This is a genomic window from Bacillus sp. KNSH39, from assembly GCF_052656585.1.
In genome coordinates this window covers 204316-220430 of record NZ_JBQXYO010000001.1, presented here as the reverse complement: position 1 = coordinate 220430, position 16115 = coordinate 204316, and the positions used below count along the sequence as shown (strand labels likewise).

Sequence of the window (16115 nt, the reverse complement as noted above, 5' to 3'; positions counted from 1 at the left end):
TTCCATACACTCCTTATAATTTATTTACTTGCAGAACATCAATTAATTTTTTCAACTGACTAACAAGTAATGTCGCTTCATTTTCAGTACAAACTGCTGTGAGTTTCATTTCAGAAACACCACTAGTATCTCTTTCTTTTAAATGTAAAGAAGAAATATAATAACCACGCCGAGCAAAAATCCCACTTATACGTAATAAGACGCTTGGCTCGTTATGAATAACGAGTGAAAAAGTATGACTCATTCTTCCCACCTCTTCATAATCATTTCGTTATTCCCTTTGTTTGGCGGAACCATCGGAAATACGTTTTCACCTTCTTCTACACAAAAATCAACTACGACAGGACCTTCATAAGCAAATGCTTCTAACATCACTTGTTTTGCCTCGGTTGAATTTGTTGCTCTTAATCCCTTTACTCCATAAGCTTCTGCTACTTTCACAAAATCTGGTGATCCAATTTTTGATTCTGATAAACGATTTTCATAAAACATTTCTTGCCATTGCCTTACCATCCCTAAAAATTTGTTATTTATGATAAATACTTTTACAGGGATGTTATTTTCAGCAATTGTTTGTAGTTCTTGAATGTTCATTTGAAAAGAAGCGTCACCTGCAATACAAATGACAAGTTCTTCTTTTTTAGCTAGCTGAGCACCAATTGCTGCTGGAAAACCAAACCCCATCGTTCCTAATCCTCCAGAGGTAAGGAACGTCCGAGGTTTTCTTGCTTTATAGAAGTGAGCAGCCCACATTTGATGCTGACCTACTTCTGTTGTGACAATCGCTTCACCATTCGTTAATTCACTTACTAAGTTGATCACATGCTGTGGTTTTAACTCAGATTCTTTTTGCTTATAAGAAAGTGGATATTCTTCTTTCCATGTCTTTACTTTCTGAAGCCATTCGTCTGTTTGTGTATAAATAGACATATGTAACAGCATGTGTAACGCTTTTTTTACATCACCAACAATCGGATGTTCTACAGTTACATTTTTATGAAACTCAGAAGAATCAATATCAATATGTACTTTTTTCGAGTTTGGAGAAAAAAGTTCTAATTTTCCTGTTACACGATCATCGAAGCGAACACCTAATGCAAGTAGTAAATCACATTCTGTTACCGCCATATTAGCAGCGTATGTCCCATGCATACCAAGCATCCCTAGAAACAATGAATCATCCGGTGGATATGCACCAAGTCCCATTAAAGTTGAAACGACTGGAATACGGTTCTCCCTTGCGAATTCGAAGAGTTCATCGGATCCACCTGAATGAATGACACCTCCTCCAATATAAAGAAGTGGACGCTTAGATTTTGAAATTGCTTTAGCCACCTCTCTAAGTTTCATGCTGTCTGGTACAAATTCTGGTTTATACCCCGGAATATCAACTTCTTCATTAAAGAAACTGGTGACTTTTGCATTTTGAACATCTTTTGGAATATCAATTAATACTGGTCCCGGGCGCCCGCTTTTGGCGATGTAAAAAGCTTCTTGCACAATTCGTGATACATGATTCACATCACGAACCTGGTAATTATGCTTCGTAACAGGTACTGTAATTCCGACAACATCCGCTTCTTGAAATCCATCTTTACCAATTAAAGGCGTTGCAACTTGCCCGGTAATGACAACTAAAGGAATCGAATCCATATAAGCGTCTGCTAAGCCCGTAACTAAATTTGTCGCCCCTGGGCCAGAGGTAGCAAAGACTACCCCGACCTTTCCAGAAGCCCTCGCATATCCTTCAGCCGCATGAATGGCAGCTTGCTCATGACGAGTTAAAACATGTTTCAAACCACTTTCGTATAACGCATCGTATACTGGTAAAATCGCTCCGCCTGGATAGCCGAAAACGGTCGTTACACCCAATTTCTTCAAACATTGAATCACGTGCCCAGCGCCTGTCATTTCTTCATACTGTAACTTCTCATACGCTGTATACTGCTGCTTCATTTCCATTAACTCCTCTCCTTATTTATGCTAAGCTTTCCGTCAGCCCGGGAACACGTACTCCTCTTTCTCTCGTTAATTTTTTAAATTCCTCGGTCAATTGTTTCGTTACACTTCCTGGTTTCCCATCTCCAATTTCTCTGGAATCAACTTTTACAACTGGAATTAACTCCGCTGCTGTTCCTGTTAAAAATACTTCATCCGCTACATATACATCATGGCGAGTGAACGGTCTTTCCTCACACGGAATACTCAGTCGCTCACATAGCTCGATAACACTATTTCTCGTAATACCTTCTAATGCTCCTAAATAGGATGGCGGGGTTAATACTTTTCCATCTTTCACAACGAAAACATTATCACCAGAACCTTCACAAACATATCCTTGTTGATTTAACATAAGAGCCTCTAACACTCCTGCTTGTGCTGCTTCAATTTTTACAAGTACGTTATTTAAATAATTCATTGACTTAATACGTGGATCTAACGCATCTGGCGTATTACGTCTTGATGCAACAGATACAACGCTTAGCCCATTATCATAAAATTCTTGTGGGAATAACTTTAATTGTTCTGCAATGATAATTACGCTCGGCTTCACACAACTTCTCGGATCGAGCCCTAAGTCACCTTTTCCTCTTGAGACAATTAAGCGAATGTAAGCATCAGTATATTCGTTTTTTTGGAGTGTATGTAAAACTGCTTCTTCCATTTCTTCTACCGTCATTGGAATTGTTAGTAAAATAGATTTCGCTGATTCATACAATCGTTTCACATGTTCTTTTAAACAAAATACATTTCCTCCGTAACTACGAATCCCTTCAAATACACCGTCTCCGTATAAAAAACCGTGATCATATACTGAAACAACTGCCTTTTCTTTTTCTACAAATTCCCCATTCATGTAAATGTACTGGTTTCCCATCTCACATCGCTCCTCTTTTTTTCTCTATTTTTTGCAATCTATTTCTACATCGATTGCTGAGATGAGTATTTTTAACAGAATATTCAGTATATAAGCCTTAAAAATATACTCGTCTCAACAATCGATTACTTACATACTTGTAGCAATCCATTGCTGAGACGAGGGAATCGTGGTACCACTCAGCTTCCTTATACTTCTCACGAAATATAAGCTCTGCAAGTCCAATTAGACTTTTGTTTTTCTATCGGGAACAACCCCGCTACTTTTTACTAGTTTTCAAAAGTAGTGCTCCAAGGTGATTTTCAATGAGTGAATTGTTACCACCCTCACAGCCTCGGGGCAGCTCTCTGAAACAATCTTTATCATTTACTCTCCTCTTCTACGCATTCTCTTCTTCTATTTTTAAAAATAAAAACTCTCGCCTCAGCAATCAACTACTACAATTTAGTAGCTTTGATTGCTGAGGCGAGAGTTTCGCGTTACCACTCAGCTTCCTTATACTTCTCACGAAATATAAGCTTTGTAGGTCCAATCAGACCTCCGTCCTTTTACCGGAGACGATGCCGCCGCCCTCTACTCAGTTTCCCTTTCGCAAGCGATGCTCCGAGGTGATCTTCAATGATTCGATTGTTACTACCCTCACAGCCTTGGAGTAGCTCTCTGAAACGATCATAATCATCTACTTTCCTCTTCTTTGCATATACAACATATAAAGTTAGAAAATTCTTAATTAACTTTTATTTGTTACACGTATTATAGGACGTTGTTCTTTTCGTTGTCAATATGTTTTTTTCAAAAAAATCAAAATTCATTCTATTTATTTTTTCTCAAATCAAAATTGGAATGCATTACTTACATACACTCATATATTACTTAAGTATGTTTGCATTACTACATAAAGAAAAACTTATAAAGTTTATGAGGAGATGAGGAAACTATGTTAAAAGGGAAAGTAGCGTTAGTTACAGGAGCAAGCCGAGGAATTGGACGAGCGATCGCTAAACGTTTAGCAAATGACGGTGCATTGGTTGCTGTTCATTACGGTAGTCGAAAAGATGACGCTGAAGAAACTGTTCATGAAATTCGATCAGATGGTGGCCAAGCTTTTTCTATCGGCGCAAATCTAGAATCCTTACACGGTGTAGAAAACCTTTATAACGCTTTAGATACTGAATTACAAAAGCGCACTGGTGAAACACAATTTGATATTTTAATAAACAATGCTGGCATTGGTCCTGGTGCTTTTATTGAAGAAACGACTGAACAGTTTTTTGATAGAATGGTTTCAGTAAATGCAAAAGCTCCATTCTTTATCATTCAACTAGCACTACCACGTTTACGTGACAATAGCCGAATTATTAATATTTCATCCGCTGCCACCCGCATTTCTTTACCTGATTTTGTTGCATATAGTATGACGAAAGGCGCTATTAATACAATGACTTTTACGCTAGCAAAACAGCTTGGAGCACGAGGAATAACGGTGAATGCAATACTTCCAGGATTTATTAAAACAGATATGAATGCAGAACTCTTGAGCGACCCGATGATGAAGCAGTACGCTACTACTATTTCCGCTTTCAATCGCTTAGGTGAAGTAGAAGACATTGCCGATACTGCTGCATTCCTTGCTTCTCCAGACAGCCGCTGGGTTACTGGACAATTAATTGATGTGAGCGGAGGATCTTGTTTGTAAAAAACATATATTTTCAAATCTTTTTTATTGCGCAATAAAACAATTTATATAATACTATATAAAACATATACATTTAGGAGGATTACAGCAATGTCCGAAAAAACATACGAACTCGCAACCTTCGCAGGCGGTTGCTTTTGGTGCATGGTAAAACCATTTGATGAACTTCCTGGTATTCATAAAGTACTTTCTGGCTATGCAGGAGGTCATGTAGAAAACCCAACATATGAACAAGTAAAAGCTGGAACATCTGGACATTTAGAAGTTGTTCAAATTACATTCGATCCTTCTATTTTTCCTTATCAGAAATTACTAGACTTATATTGGCCACAAATCGATCCAACTGATGATGGCGGACAATTTTTTGACCGTGGTCCATCTTATCGTACCGCTATTTTTTATCATAACGAAACACAAAAAGGGCTTGCTGAAAAATCAAAACAAGCTCTTGCAGAAAGCGGTATGTTTAAAGATCCAATCGTGACTGAAATTCGTCCTGCTGCACCTTTTTACGAAGCAGAGGAATACCACCAACATTTCTATAAAAAGAATCCAGAGAAATATGCTACTGAGCAAAAAAAATCTGGGCGTGAAGACTTTATAAAAGAAAATTGGCAAAAAAAATAATAAAAACGCATCGTGCTTTTTTAGTACGTTGCGTTTTTATTTTTGATAAAAGTACCATACAATTAACAGAACAATTGCTGTTAGTGACCAAAGTACTATCTCGTTTTTCACTCTATTCTTTTTCTTAGTCATTTCATTCCCTCCTAATAACTATTAAACATATTCAATTTTTTCTTTGTTTAATTGTCCATCTTATATACGTGAATACATCCTTACAAATTCTAATAGCAAGACCACCAATAATTCCGATTGCAATGGAAATTACTAGCATCTGTCCAAAACTAAAAGAATTTGTGTACATTATGTAGAGAACGATACATATAAGTAAAACATCCGGTAAAGAAAGTAAAAACCTTTTAAGCATTCCTTTATCTCCTCTATACTTTTTAATTTGTATCTTCTACTGTAATTTTGAAATAAAATTTGTTCAAAAATTCCATTTACACCCTCATTTTATGAAAAATAATAAGAATCCCTTTTCAAAAGAGATTCTTATTCAGCAGATTTAAGTTTAATTATTTTCTACATATCCTATTCCATAATTACTCCTAAAATAGAATAATATTACTAATGATTTATTGTAAATTGACTATTTGCCAGGTAACCGAATGTCGCGCCAGCTACCTACATCGCATTGGCCAAATTCATTATTACCTACCGCGATCACCGTACCGTCTGATTTTAGTCCGACTGTATGTGCACAACCAGCCGCTATCGCTACAATATCTCTCCAATCACTTACGTTACATTGACCATACTCATTCCAACCCACTGCGACCACGGTACCGTTTGATTTAAGTCCGATTGTATGATTCGTACCAGCCGCTATTGCTACAATATCTCGCCAGCCACTTACATCACACTGGTTATGTTTATCATTCCCCACTGCTGTCACCGTACCGTCTCGTTTAAGACCAACAGTATGAAGATACCCAGCCTTGACCGCTACAATACCTCGCCAGCTACTTACATTGCATTGACCATATCGATTATTCCCCACAGTCGTCAATGTGCCGTCCAATTTAAGACCGACTGTATGCCAGTCACCCGCTGTGACTGCCACAATACCTTGCCAACTGCTTACATTGCATTCTCCTTCTTTATTTCGGCCCACCGCTACTACCGTGCCATCCGATTTCAGGCCAATAGTACGACGCCACCCTGCCGCAACCGCTACAATATTATGCCAATCGTTTACATCACATTGTTCATGCTTATTCCAACCCAGTGCTACCGCAGTACTGTCACATGTAAGACCGATTGTATGAGCATTACCCGTGTTCGTTGCCATATGAACATTGCCCACTGCGACTGCTTCAATATCTCGCCAGCCACTTACATTACATTCCCCTTCTTTATTCCGGCCCACCGCTACTACCGTGCCATCCGATTTCAGGCCAACTGTATGACAACGCCCCGCCGCTATCATATCTTTGGGCCATCGCTTCACTTTTTCTTTCGATAAAAGGTAATCCATGTTTTACCTCCTTGCATATAAGCAACTGTATCATAATAGATATTTTTATCAAATTTCATTATAAATCTACATTTACAAAGAAAGCTTATTTTACTTCTTCAAAAAATAAAAACCTCCAGTTTAAATACTAGAGGTTTTCTCGTTATTTCTTCAATCGCTCAATAAAATCATGTAATTTATCAAGTGACTTCATATTCTGATTGCAAGCTACACCATCTTTGCAAATGTAGTTTCCCTTTTTAACGAAAGTTCCTGGTACATCGCCTTTGATTTCAACTAAAAACATTCCTACTTCTTCATGTCCATGACATAACGAACAAATGCTTTTTTTATTTAAACTTTGGAACGTTCCTTGCAGACCAACAAATTTATTTTTATCATTTTTCGCTATAATAAATTTCCTGCTTGACCCCTTATCAATCCAGCTTAAATAAGATATTTCTTTCATATCCATTTCTTCCATATCAGGAAGTTTTAACTTTTTCGCTTTAGGAAATAATTTTTTTAATGTTTGTGCTGTAACTTCTTGAAACGGAATTACATACGGATTTATTTTCATTAAAAATGATTCTGCATCTTCTCTATTTTGAACTGTTAATACCGTATCAATTAACTCTTTCTGTTCATCCGTTAAATTCTCAAATACATGTATTATCTTTTCAATCGCAAGCGATTTTAACGCTTGAATTACACCTCTATCATTTGCCGTTGCATGCCCGTTTGCTAAAATATAAGCTTGTGATTTTATAAAATTATATTGATCACTTCTAATAAACGCTTCCATCTTTATCACTCCATACAAATTGTTGATCTAGTTTTATTGTATACAATGATTACATTTTTTGATATGTAAAAGATAACTTAGAAACAAACATTACATATATCACTTATTCTCTACCGCTGCATTTCCTGACAAAAGAAGCCATCATCTGTTTTCCATTCCGCATATAATACGTCTTCAAATTTAGTAATTCCTTTTTGCTTTATTTGTTTATAAAGCCATCCTTCATCAAATCCCGCTTCCCTCAAATTATCCTTAACTACTTTTCCATCACTAATTAATGAAATTGGTAAGTATACAGGCTTATGTTTTAAACTTAAATCATTTATAGTAGGAGATTCGTATTTACTTTTTTTCAGAACGCTTATGTTTCCGTTCGGTTCCAATATCATATATTCAACTTCTCGGATTGAAAATATATCTTTTTGTTGCCTAAGCATTTGTTGTAATTGGTTTATATCCAAATGATTTACGCTTAATTGTTCACGATCAATCTTTCCGTTACGAATAATAATTGAAGGATACCCTTCAAAAAACCTTCTTGTTCCTCTTACTTTTTGTGTTATCACTTCTATAGTATAAATTAAAATTACCCAAACAAATACTGAATATAAAATAGACCATACTTTAATTTTAGGATCATATATTGAATTTCCAACGAGCTCACCTAGGACGATTGCAGAAATAAAATCAAATGGCGTTAGCTGAGATATTTGTGTTTTCCCTAATATTTTTGTAGCAATTAATAGAACAAAAAAACCAACTAAAAGCTCTATCGTTATTTGTCCAATATGATTCATATATGTTCACCTTTCTACTTTTCAAGTGCTCTGTATACCATTTAATAAAAAAACGGCACATTTTTTCTATTATCATGCCCGTTCACACCTCATATATCCAATACACATAAAACAAAAAGAGTCTGATTCAAAGTAATATATGAATCAGACTCTTTTCCTCTTATTTAGAATACACAATCTTTTTAATCGTTTCCCCAGAAAGAAAATATTCTTCTGCAAGTTGATGAATAGCAATCCCACTTTTAAACGCTTCTTTAATTGCTTTATTTCTTTCATCTAGTTGTTTTCTTCCGCCAGATCGTGTACCCCATTTATAATGTTTCGTTTCTTGTTTCGGAATGTAAATTGTTTCACCTTGTATATACTTTTGAATTTCAGTAATTAAACTCTCTGGTAAAACAGCATTAGCTTTTACGTATTTCATTTCTGCTCGCCCCTTATTTTTTATGGTTCATTTCAATAAGGTGCAAAGCCAAATATAAAAAATGATACGAGCTCATATAGGCGATTGTATATTACTTGTCTACCTCACGCAAAGTATCGCCATTTCCATACTTGGCTTTGCATGAGACGTTGCAGTGTCTGGCAATTGAATTATAATCGCCATATAAACACCTCCTAATATACCTTTTGCATTTTATTATATGATAAATTCCTTCTCCTTGCATCCACACCCTTCTTAAAGCACGAAATTACTTAGTTTGATATAATACTTTTTAACTGAATTAAAAATCATTGTGAGGTTACATTATGAAGAAAAAAATTATCATTACAATCGTTACACTATTCTTTATTATCACGGCATTATTCGGAACATACAAATTTATGAACGCAAGAAGCTTTCAATTATTTGGAGATTTAACACAACGCGTAGAAACAAATGAAAAAGTGATTGCTTTAACTTTTGATGATGGCCCTACTAACAATGTAAAACAAATATTACCGCTACTAGATAAATACAACGCTAAAGCTACTTTCTTTTTAATTGGAAATGAATTAGAGCAAAATTTATCGTTAGGAGAAGCTATCGCGCAATCTGGGCACCAACTCGGAAACCATACATATTCTCATAATAGAATGGTTTTCAAAACACCTTCTTTTATTAAAGATGAAATAGAAAAAACGAATTCATTAATCCGCCAAACAGGATTTACAGACGAAATTGATTTTAGGCCCCCTAACGGTAAGAAGTTAATAGGGCTGCCATATTATTTAAATAAAAACAATATCGAAACAATCACATGGGATCTTGAGCCCGATACTTTTTATAAATCTGCGGCTGATAAAATTAAATACGTTAATAAAAATGTAAAACCAGGTTCTATCATTTTACTGCACTCTATGTATGATGAGTCAAATGAAAATTTACAAACGATTGAAGGTATTTTAGATTCTTTATCTAAGAAGGGCTATCAGTTCGTAACAGTAAATGAATTGCAAAAAAGAGCAAAATAAAAAGGTAGCGTATCTTTGTATGATACGCTACCTTTCTTTTTATATAATGCCAAGTACATTTAAGAATACGATAATAATCGCAATTGGTGCGATATAACGAAGTAAGAATAACCATAATACGAATAGTTTATAACCTTTATTTTTACTTACACCTAGCTCTTTCATTAATACATCTTTCTTCATTTTTAAAGGAACAAAGATAGAAACTAATAATACACCAAGTGGCATTAATACGTTACTTACTGCATAGTCCGCTAAATCAAAGACTGTCTTCCCGAAAATCTTCAGATCACTTAATATACCGAATGATAATGCTGATGGTACCCCAACAACGAAGATTAATAACCCTACGATTAAGGCCATTTTTTCACGTTTCCCTTTACCTTTTGATGTTAACGATGCAACACTAATTTCTAACATCGAAATTGCTGATGTAATCGTAGCGAAGAAGAATAGTAATAAGAAAACGATGAAGAATAATTTTCCGAATGCCATTTTACTGAAAATAGCTGGCAATACGATAAATAATAGTCCTGGTCCTTGAGATGGTTCCATCCCAAATGCGAACACAACTGGGAAAATTGCAAGTCCTGCAAGTAATGTAATAACAAGAGTTAAGGCTACGATAGAAAATGCTGAACGTGGTAAGCTTTCTTCTTTCGGTAAGTATGAGCTATACGTTACCATAACGGCTACCCCAACAGATAATGAGAAGAACGATTGCCCCATTGCGTATAAAATAACTTCTGATGTTACATGTGAGAAATCAGGTTGTAAGAAGAAACGAACGCCTTCTCCAGCACCATCTAACGTAAGTGCACGAACGATTAATACAAAGAATAAAACGAATAGTGCTGGCATGAAATATTTATTTACTTTTTCAACACCATTTTGTACACCTTTACTTACGATGAAAATAGTAATAAGGATGAATAATAGCTGTGATCCAACTGCTAAATATGGATTGGAAATGATTTCACCAAACGTAGCTTCGTATGCTCCATTTCCTTCCCATAGTCTACCTGTAATTGCATTCCATAAATATAATAAAATCCAGCCTCCTACAACACTGTAGAAAGAAAGTAATATGAAACATGTTACAATTCCTAATTTACCTAACCAAGGCCATAACGTTTTAGGAGCAATCTCTCTATATGCATCGACAGCCTCTTTTTGTGTACTTCTTCCAATAACAAATTCAGCTAATAATAGCGGTAAACCAATTAATAATGTGAAACCGATGAAAATTAGGAAGAACGCTCCGCCTCCTCCAATGCCGGCCATATATGGGAATTTCCAAATCGCCCCAAGACCAATTGCCGAACCTGCTGCAGCTAATACGAAACCTAATTTCGATGTCCATTGCTGTGAATTCATTTGTTAATCTCCTCTCTATCTCTTTTTCTTTGTTACAATTCGGTATTTATATTGTTCTATCAATACTCTTTTCTAATACGTTCACTTCCTCCCTAATAATAAAAAAACGCCCCTACGTAAATACGTAGGGACGACAAAATTATCGCGGTACCACCCTAGTTGTGAAGAACACTAAGAAACCACCTAAATAAAAACGCCCCTACGCAAAAACGTAGGGACGATAAAATATCGCGGTACCACCCTAGTTATGAAGCCACACCAAAGTTAGGACCTAAATAAAAAACGTCCCTACGTAAATACGTAGGGACGATAAATATCGCGGTACCACCCTAGTTGTGAAAAAATCTTCACCACTTTATTTGATAACGGTATAAACTACCGTCTTTCATTTCCTCAAAATATGAGATTTATGAAAGATGCTCCAGGACGAACTTCATGAATAATCTATATACTGATTCACACCAACCATCAGCTCTCTGAAATAGGGAGATATTCACTACTATACCCTTTCATTGCCCAAATATTATTTTCCGAATTGATTACTATCATTTTTATCACACATTAAAAATAGTGTCAACTTATATTTCGAATTTTTATGTATTACAATCTATTTAAAAATTCGAAATATAAGTTTTAGTTTAGAAAACAAGTAGCTTAGTACATAACGAATTCTAACAGGCAATAGAAAAAGAATTACGTATTATTGATACTTATTCAATAATACAAATCATCTAGAAACATAACCTGTCTCTCTGTATTCATTTTTTAAGAGTTTGATGGATACCAAGAAAATTTCGCATCACTATCCAGTGGTCTATTTTTCGTTTCTTCTTTAATTACACGAAACCATTCATTTAGAATTTGATTTTTGGGCAATTGAGCAGCAAGGCTATCTTCCCAAATTATATGTGAGAACCAGGCTTTCGTTTCCCATTCAAACTGCAATTGTGCGAACGAAATTATAGGGTGATCAGCTCCACGAAATTGCTCATTTACTGCATTTGAAACTTCTGGAGCTTGCGGTAACAACTCGTTCTGAATTCTATTTCTTATCGTCTCATTTTCTAGCTGATCCCAGAAATACAATTGCCCATTTATTTGATAAAAAATATCAAATGAAGCCTCACCTTTCTTCAAATTCAATAACACGAAGGCACGTTCCACATCATTGTCAGCCGCTTTTACAGCATTAACAATTATATTTTGTGCCATTGATACCCAGTAACTAGTCGCTTCCTCTACCGGTGATTCAACATACAATTCTTCACTTAATTCATGAAGAGTAGCTTCTTGCTCATTTACTTTTTCAACTTTTTTAAAAAACCTATTAAAAAACCCCATAACTTCCCCCTTATTACTATTTTCTATTTCACAAAATAAAAAATAGATTTTTCTTGCTCATCCACATTTACTCCTGGCGCGTATGTATGAACTTGTTGCAACACTTCTTCTATTAGCAACTCTAACTCCTGCACACTTTTTTCTGGATTCCCTATTAATGTGTCCGCCATACGTTCATATAATTTTTCAGGTTTAATAGTCATTCGTTCCACATTATTAGGCATCCATTTAAACGCTGGATGATGTACGTACATTTTATTCAAACCAAATAAAACACCGAATATGTTCCTTTGTACTTCGCAAATAACGTCATAAAGCATAAGCCAATCTTTCCGTTTTAAAAGCGCCTTTCGATTGTGCCAACGATTACTTAACCATAGATTTTCTGAAATCATCCGTTTTGCTAGTTCATCTGAATATGCCGCTACTTTTTCTTTTAATTCATTCACTTTCCCTTCTCCATACAAACTAACACCATCATGAATGGATGATACAATACATTGTTTTTCATAACTTATATCATATTGATCCACCACATCCGAAATCACTTTCTCTACTGTCTCTGTTAAAAAGTTACTAATCTCTAATTTAATTCCCTCTTTCGTTAAATACGTTTCCGACCATTCTTCTTCCTCATACGGATGATACGATAATATTGTCCCATCAATATGATGAATAGGGGCCCTACGATCCTCATCTTCTGGCGGTGTTGACCATAAAATATGTAATTCTATATCTGAATGTTCATCTTCAAGCTTTCTAGCTACTGAACCCGCTAAAATAATAGCTTCTACTTTCGGATTTTCCCTATAAATCTCTGACATCTCTATCGCTTTCTCTTTTAATCCCATTTCATTTCCCCCTAAAATTGCAGTAATCCCCTATATTTCATTTATCTATTTCGATATTACAGCTTGCATTACCTTTTCAAATTCCTACTTAATCATATTTGTATCCAATAGCGCTGAATAACTTCACCAGTACGAGAAGAAACTACTTCATTTTCTAACACACCTCCAACCTTTTGAATCGTTTTAGCAGAACCGATATTGGATTTATCGCAAGTTATTAATACTTTCTGCAATCCTAATTTTTGCGCTTCAGCTAATGCAAGTTGTAGTTGTTTCGTAGCGTAACCGTGGCGACGTTTATTCGGATGGACACTATATCCAATATGACCGCTTTCCCGTAATAATTCTGGATTTAATCTATGTCTAATATTCACAAAACCTATAAGTTCCCCTTTTTCAAAACTTAAAAACTGACTAGACGGCACTCGATTAGCTAGTAAATTTTCTCCTAGTTCTTGTTTACTCACTTTTTCAAACCATTCATCAAGAGAATCAAAGTTTTGTAAAGAACTACTTCCATGTGGTTGTTCCCCTGAGTGTAAAAACGCTTGTCTATACGCCGTAATATGCTCACTATATTCATGGATTGGTTTTAATAGTTTCATTGTTCTTCTCCCCCTCTTCATTCCATAAAACAAACACCTTAATAGCAGCTACTCACTATTAAGGTGTTTCTATCCTTTTTATTCAAATAACCCCATGCTTAAATAACGTTCACCTGTATCAGGCGCAATACATAAAACTTTTTTACCAACGCCTAGGCGTTTCGCTATCATGATTGCAGCGTAAACAGATGCTCCAGAAGATGGCCCAACTAATAATCCTTCTTGTCTAGCTAAGTTTCTCATTGTCGTTAAAGCCTCTTCATCTGCAATTTGAATAATTTCGTTATACACTTCTGTATTTAAGTTTTTCGGAATAAATCCTGGGCTTGTTCCTACTAGTTTATGAGGACCTGGTACACCACCGGATAAAACGGGAGATCCTTTCGGTTCCACTACTGCAATATATAAGTTTGGCAATTTCTCTTTTAACGTTTCACCAGTCCCTGTAATCGTTCCGCCTGTTCCTGCCGTTGCAACAAAAGCATCAAGCTCTCCATCCATTTGTTCGTAAATTTCAAGTGCAGTCGTATAACGGTGAATATTCGGATTAGCTGGATTTTCAAATTGTTGCGGGATAAAACTATTAGGTATTTGTTTTTGCAGTTCTAACGCCTTCGCAATTGCTCCTGGCATTCTTTGTTCTGCTGGTGTTAAAACTACTTCTGCTCCGTATGCTTTCAATAAATTAATACGCTCTTTTGACATATTATCTGGCATAATTAAAATCGCTTTATACCCTTTAGCTGCTGCATTCATCGCTAAACCAATCCCTGTATTCCCGCTTGTCGGTTCAATAATTGTATCTCCTGGTTTGATGAGACCATTTTCTTCTGCAACGTGAAGTAAATTATAAGCAGCACGGTCTTTCACACTGCGCGATGGATTAAACATTTCTAGTTTCACATACACATCTGCTGCGTCTTCCGGAATAAATTTAGATAATCGGACGACAGGTGTATCTCCTATTAATTCCGTAACGTTTTCACACAATTTCATAGCGCATCCCCTATTCTATCGTTTTCTTATCACTTGGCAGTAACCATGAAGTGAGTCCAATTAATGGTAGACAACTACATAATAGCATAATAAATTGCAGGCTATATATATCTGCTAATTTTCCAAGAACTACAGCACCTAATGCTCCAAGTCCAAACGCAAGACCTACGATTAATCCTGACACCATTCCCACTTTTCCAGGCACAAGCTCTTGTGCATATACAACAATTACACTAAAACTACTTGAACTAATAAAACCGATACATAAAAATAACGGTACGACCCACACAAGTGAGACATGTGGTAATAACAGTGCAAGTGGCGCTGAACCTAACATTGAAAATACGATGATATTTTTCTTACCAAATCTATCTGCTAATGGTCCTCCGAAGAAAGTTCCTAACACACCAGCAATCATAAATGCGAATACGAAATACTGGGCATTTTTTATAGATAAACCGTAATGCTCTATTAAGTAAAATTGATAGAAATTCCCGATACCAGCACCGTACCAAGAGCGTACAAAAGTAAGAAAAACAAGAAGTATAATAACGAATTTAATGTGTGTACTTACAATTGCATTTTCCGCCTCAAGTGCAGCCCTCTTCTTCCTTCTTACAGCACCGGTTGCTAATTCATTTTTGTACCAATTCGATACGAAAATTAATAATGCAATTCCTACTGCTGCAAATGCTGTAAAACCTAATGAACCAATTTGACCGAGTGGAACGAAAATTAGCGCTGTAAAAATAGGAGCTAGAGAATTCCCCGTGTTTCCCCCAACTTGATAAATTGCTTGCGCTAACCCTCGTTTTGCACCTGCCGCCATATACGCAACACGAGCGCCTTCTGGATGAAAGACTGCGGAACCTAAACCAATAAATAAAACAGAAATAATAACAATAATAAAGTTTGGTGCAAACGCGAGTCCAATCATTCCAAGCATACTTGAAAACATGCCGAGTGGTAATAAAAATGGTGACGGCTTCTTATCTGAATACATACCAAACACCGGTTGCATAATCGATGACGTCATATTTAATGCAAACGCAATCCACCCTACTTGCATATAGGATAAATTCATCGTTTTTTCCAAAATAGGAAACAACGCCGGCACAACTGCTTGCATCGAATCATTTAAAAAATGCCCAAAGCTAATCGCAAATAAAATTCGATATATTGTCGGTGTTTCTACAGTTTTTTTGTGTGAAACTGCCTGCATATGTGAATC

General features: G+C 35.9%; 17 protein-coding genes and 2 other annotated features. Of the genes, 3 read left to right on the top strand and 14 right to left on the bottom strand.

All coding sequences use genetic code 11. The features are described 5' to 3' along the window. Positions 1-13: 13 nt before the first annotated feature. Genes ACUL40_RS01115 through ilvE form a run of 3 tightly spaced genes read right to left on the bottom strand, consistent with a single transcriptional unit; the run spans position 14 to position 2878 of the window. Complete coding sequence (locus tag ACUL40_RS01115) at positions 14-244, bottom strand: ACT domain-containing protein (RefSeq protein ID WP_000019909.1); 231 nt, start codon at positions 242-244, stop codon at positions 14-16. Further along, positions 241-1956: an acetolactate synthase large subunit gene (gene ilvB, locus ACUL40_RS01110; protein WP_002164572.1), complete on the bottom strand. Its 1716-nt coding sequence runs from the start codon at positions 1954-1956 to the stop codon at positions 241-243. The genes ACUL40_RS01115 and ilvB overlap by 4 nt, the downstream gene beginning before the upstream one ends. 22 nt (positions 1957-1978) lie before the next feature. After that, positions 1979-2878 carry a branched-chain-amino-acid transaminase gene (gene ilvE / locus ACUL40_RS01105; RefSeq protein WP_000528161.1) on the bottom strand — a complete coding sequence of 300 codons (900 nt, stop codon included), beginning with the start codon at positions 2876-2878 and terminating at the stop codon, positions 1979-1981. Between the two features lie 151 nt (positions 2879-3029). Then, positions 3030-3269, bottom strand: a binding site (T-box leader). Between the two features lie 546 nt (positions 3270-3815). Here ilvE and ACUL40_RS01100 point away from each other — a divergent pair. Continuing rightward, entirely contained in the window at positions 3816-4574 is a 759-nt protein-coding gene (locus ACUL40_RS01100; protein ID WP_000911822.1) for an SDR family oxidoreductase, read from the top strand. Between the two features lie 90 nt (positions 4575-4664). Next, positions 4665-5201 carry a peptide-methionine (S)-S-oxide reductase MsrA gene (gene msrA, locus ACUL40_RS01095; RefSeq protein WP_029441975.1) on the top strand — a complete coding sequence of 179 codons (537 nt, stop codon included), beginning with the start codon at positions 4665-4667 and terminating at the stop codon, positions 5199-5201. Positions 5202-5364: 163 nt separating this feature from the next. On the opposite strand, the gene ACUL40_RS01090 is transcribed toward msrA, so the two are convergent. From ACUL40_RS01090 to ACUL40_RS01070, 5 genes are all read right to left on the bottom strand, one after another. Further along, positions 5365-5565 carry a hypothetical protein gene (locus ACUL40_RS01090; protein ID WP_000919314.1) on the bottom strand — a complete coding sequence of 67 codons (201 nt, stop codon included), beginning with the start codon at positions 5563-5565 and terminating at the stop codon, positions 5365-5367. A 225-nt stretch (positions 5566-5790) separates the two neighbouring features. After that, entirely contained in the window at positions 5791-6678 is an 888-nt protein-coding gene (locus ACUL40_RS01085) for an RCC1 domain-containing protein (protein WP_000385090.1), read from the bottom strand. Positions 6679-6820: 142 nt separating this feature from the next. Further along, positions 6821-7462: a FusB/FusC family EF-G-binding protein gene (locus ACUL40_RS01080; RefSeq protein WP_000387072.1), complete on the bottom strand. Its 642-nt coding sequence runs from the start codon at positions 7460-7462 to the stop codon at positions 6821-6823. 110 nt (positions 7463-7572) lie between these two features. Beyond that, positions 7573-8259, bottom strand: coding sequence for a DUF421 domain-containing protein (locus tag ACUL40_RS01075; protein ID WP_001015543.1), 687 nt, complete (start codon positions 8257-8259; stop codon positions 7573-7575). Between the two features lie 160 nt (positions 8260-8419). Beyond that, the gene (locus ACUL40_RS01070; protein ID WP_000878325.1) at positions 8420-8683 is read right to left on the bottom strand and encodes a CD3324 family protein; all 264 of its coding nucleotides are present in this window, start codon (positions 8681-8683) and stop codon (positions 8420-8422) included. 326 nt (positions 8684-9009) lie between these two features. On the opposite strand from ACUL40_RS01070, the gene ACUL40_RS01065 reads away from it, so the two are divergent. Next, positions 9010-9714, top strand: coding sequence for a polysaccharide deacetylase family protein (locus ACUL40_RS01065; protein WP_000726853.1), 705 nt, complete (start codon positions 9010-9012; stop codon positions 9712-9714). Between the two features lie 39 nt (positions 9715-9753). On the opposite strand, the gene ACUL40_RS01060 is transcribed toward ACUL40_RS01065, so the two are convergent. The 6 genes from ACUL40_RS01060 to ACUL40_RS01035 all read right to left on the bottom strand — a co-directional run bounded on the left by ACUL40_RS01060 (position 9754) and on the right by ACUL40_RS01035 (position 16106). After that, a complete protein-coding gene (locus ACUL40_RS01060) occupies positions 9754-11091 on the bottom strand; it encodes a sodium-dependent transporter (protein WP_001088187.1) in 1338 nt (445 codons plus the stop codon). A gap of 299 nt (positions 11092-11390) precedes the next feature. Beyond that, positions 11391-11613 (bottom strand) — a binding site (T-box leader). A 243-nt stretch (positions 11614-11856) separates the two neighbouring features. Then, the gene (locus tag ACUL40_RS01055; protein WP_000505543.1) at positions 11857-12432 is read right to left on the bottom strand and encodes a hypothetical protein; all 576 of its coding nucleotides are present in this window, start codon (positions 12430-12432) and stop codon (positions 11857-11859) included. 23 nt (positions 12433-12455) lie between these two features. Next, the gene (locus tag ACUL40_RS01050) at positions 12456-13283 is read right to left on the bottom strand and encodes a DUF4037 domain-containing protein (protein WP_000523166.1); all 828 of its coding nucleotides are present in this window, start codon (positions 13281-13283) and stop codon (positions 12456-12458) included. Positions 13284-13375: 92 nt separating this feature from the next. Then, positions 13376-13888 carry a GNAT family N-acetyltransferase gene (locus ACUL40_RS01045; protein ID WP_000771271.1) on the bottom strand — a complete coding sequence of 171 codons (513 nt, stop codon included), beginning with the start codon at positions 13886-13888 and terminating at the stop codon, positions 13376-13378. Between the two features lie 78 nt (positions 13889-13966). After that, on the bottom strand, positions 13967-14884 hold the full coding sequence (gene cysK, locus ACUL40_RS01040; protein ID WP_000762273.1) for a cysteine synthase A: 918 nt from the start codon (positions 14882-14884) through the stop codon (positions 13967-13969). 10 nt (positions 14885-14894) lie between these two features. Continuing rightward, positions 14895-16106 carry an MFS transporter gene (locus tag ACUL40_RS01035; RefSeq protein ID WP_001149398.1) on the bottom strand — a complete coding sequence of 404 codons (1212 nt, stop codon included), beginning with the start codon at positions 16104-16106 and terminating at the stop codon, positions 14895-14897. Between the last annotated feature and the right edge of the window lie 9 nt (positions 16107-16115).

Bases quoted from the DNA above. Each gene is read 5' to 3' on its own strand.
- ilvB (WP_002164572.1), bottom strand. From the start codon at position 1,956: ATGAAGCAGCAGTATACAGCGTATGAGAAGTTACAGTATGAAGAAATG.
- ilvE (WP_000528161.1), bottom strand. From the start codon at position 2,878: ATGGGAAACCAGTACATTTACATGAATGGGGAATTTGTAGAAAAAGAA.
- ACUL40_RS01050 (WP_000523166.1), bottom strand. From the start codon at position 13,283: ATGGGATTAAAAGAGAAAGCGATAGAGATGTCAGAGATTTATAGGGAA.
- ACUL40_RS01070 (WP_000878325.1), bottom strand. From the start codon at position 8,683: ATGAAATACGTAAAAGCTAATGCTGTTTTACCAGAGAGTTTAATTACT.
- ACUL40_RS01045 (WP_000771271.1), bottom strand. From the start codon at position 13,888: ATGAAACTATTAAAACCAATCCATGAATATAGTGAGCATATTACGGCG.
- ACUL40_RS01075 (WP_001015543.1), bottom strand. From the start codon at position 8,259: ATGAATCATATTGGACAAATAACGATAGAGCTTTTAGTTGGTTTTTTT.
- ACUL40_RS01035 (WP_001149398.1), bottom strand. From the start codon at position 16,106: ATGCAGGCAGTTTCACACAAAAAAACTGTAGAAACACCGACAATATAT.
- ACUL40_RS01060 (WP_001088187.1), bottom strand. From the start codon at position 11,091: ATGAATTCACAGCAATGGACATCGAAATTAGGTTTCGTATTAGCTGCA.
- ACUL40_RS01080 (WP_000387072.1), bottom strand. From the start codon at position 7,462: ATGGAAGCGTTTATTAGAAGTGATCAATATAATTTTATAAAATCACAA.
- ACUL40_RS01090 (WP_000919314.1), bottom strand. From the start codon at position 5,565: ATGCTTAAAAGGTTTTTACTTTCTTTACCGGATGTTTTACTTATATGT.
- ACUL40_RS01065 (WP_000726853.1), top strand. From the start codon at position 9,010: ATGAAGAAAAAAATTATCATTACAATCGTTACACTATTCTTTATTATC.
- cysK (WP_000762273.1), bottom strand. From the start codon at position 14,884: ATGAAATTGTGTGAAAACGTTACGGAATTAATAGGAGATACACCTGTC.
- ACUL40_RS01055 (WP_000505543.1), bottom strand. From the start codon at position 12,432: ATGGGGTTTTTTAATAGGTTTTTTAAAAAAGTTGAAAAAGTAAATGAG.
- msrA (WP_029441975.1), top strand. From the start codon at position 4,665: ATGTCCGAAAAAACATACGAACTCGCAACCTTCGCAGGCGGTTGCTTT.
- ACUL40_RS01115 (WP_000019909.1), bottom strand. From the start codon at position 244: ATGAGTCATACTTTTTCACTCGTTATTCATAACGAGCCAAGCGTCTTA.
- ACUL40_RS01085 (WP_000385090.1), bottom strand. From the start codon at position 6,678: ATGGATTACCTTTTATCGAAAGAAAAAGTGAAGCGATGGCCCAAAGAT.
- ACUL40_RS01100 (WP_000911822.1), top strand. From the start codon at position 3,816: ATGTTAAAAGGGAAAGTAGCGTTAGTTACAGGAGCAAGCCGAGGAATT.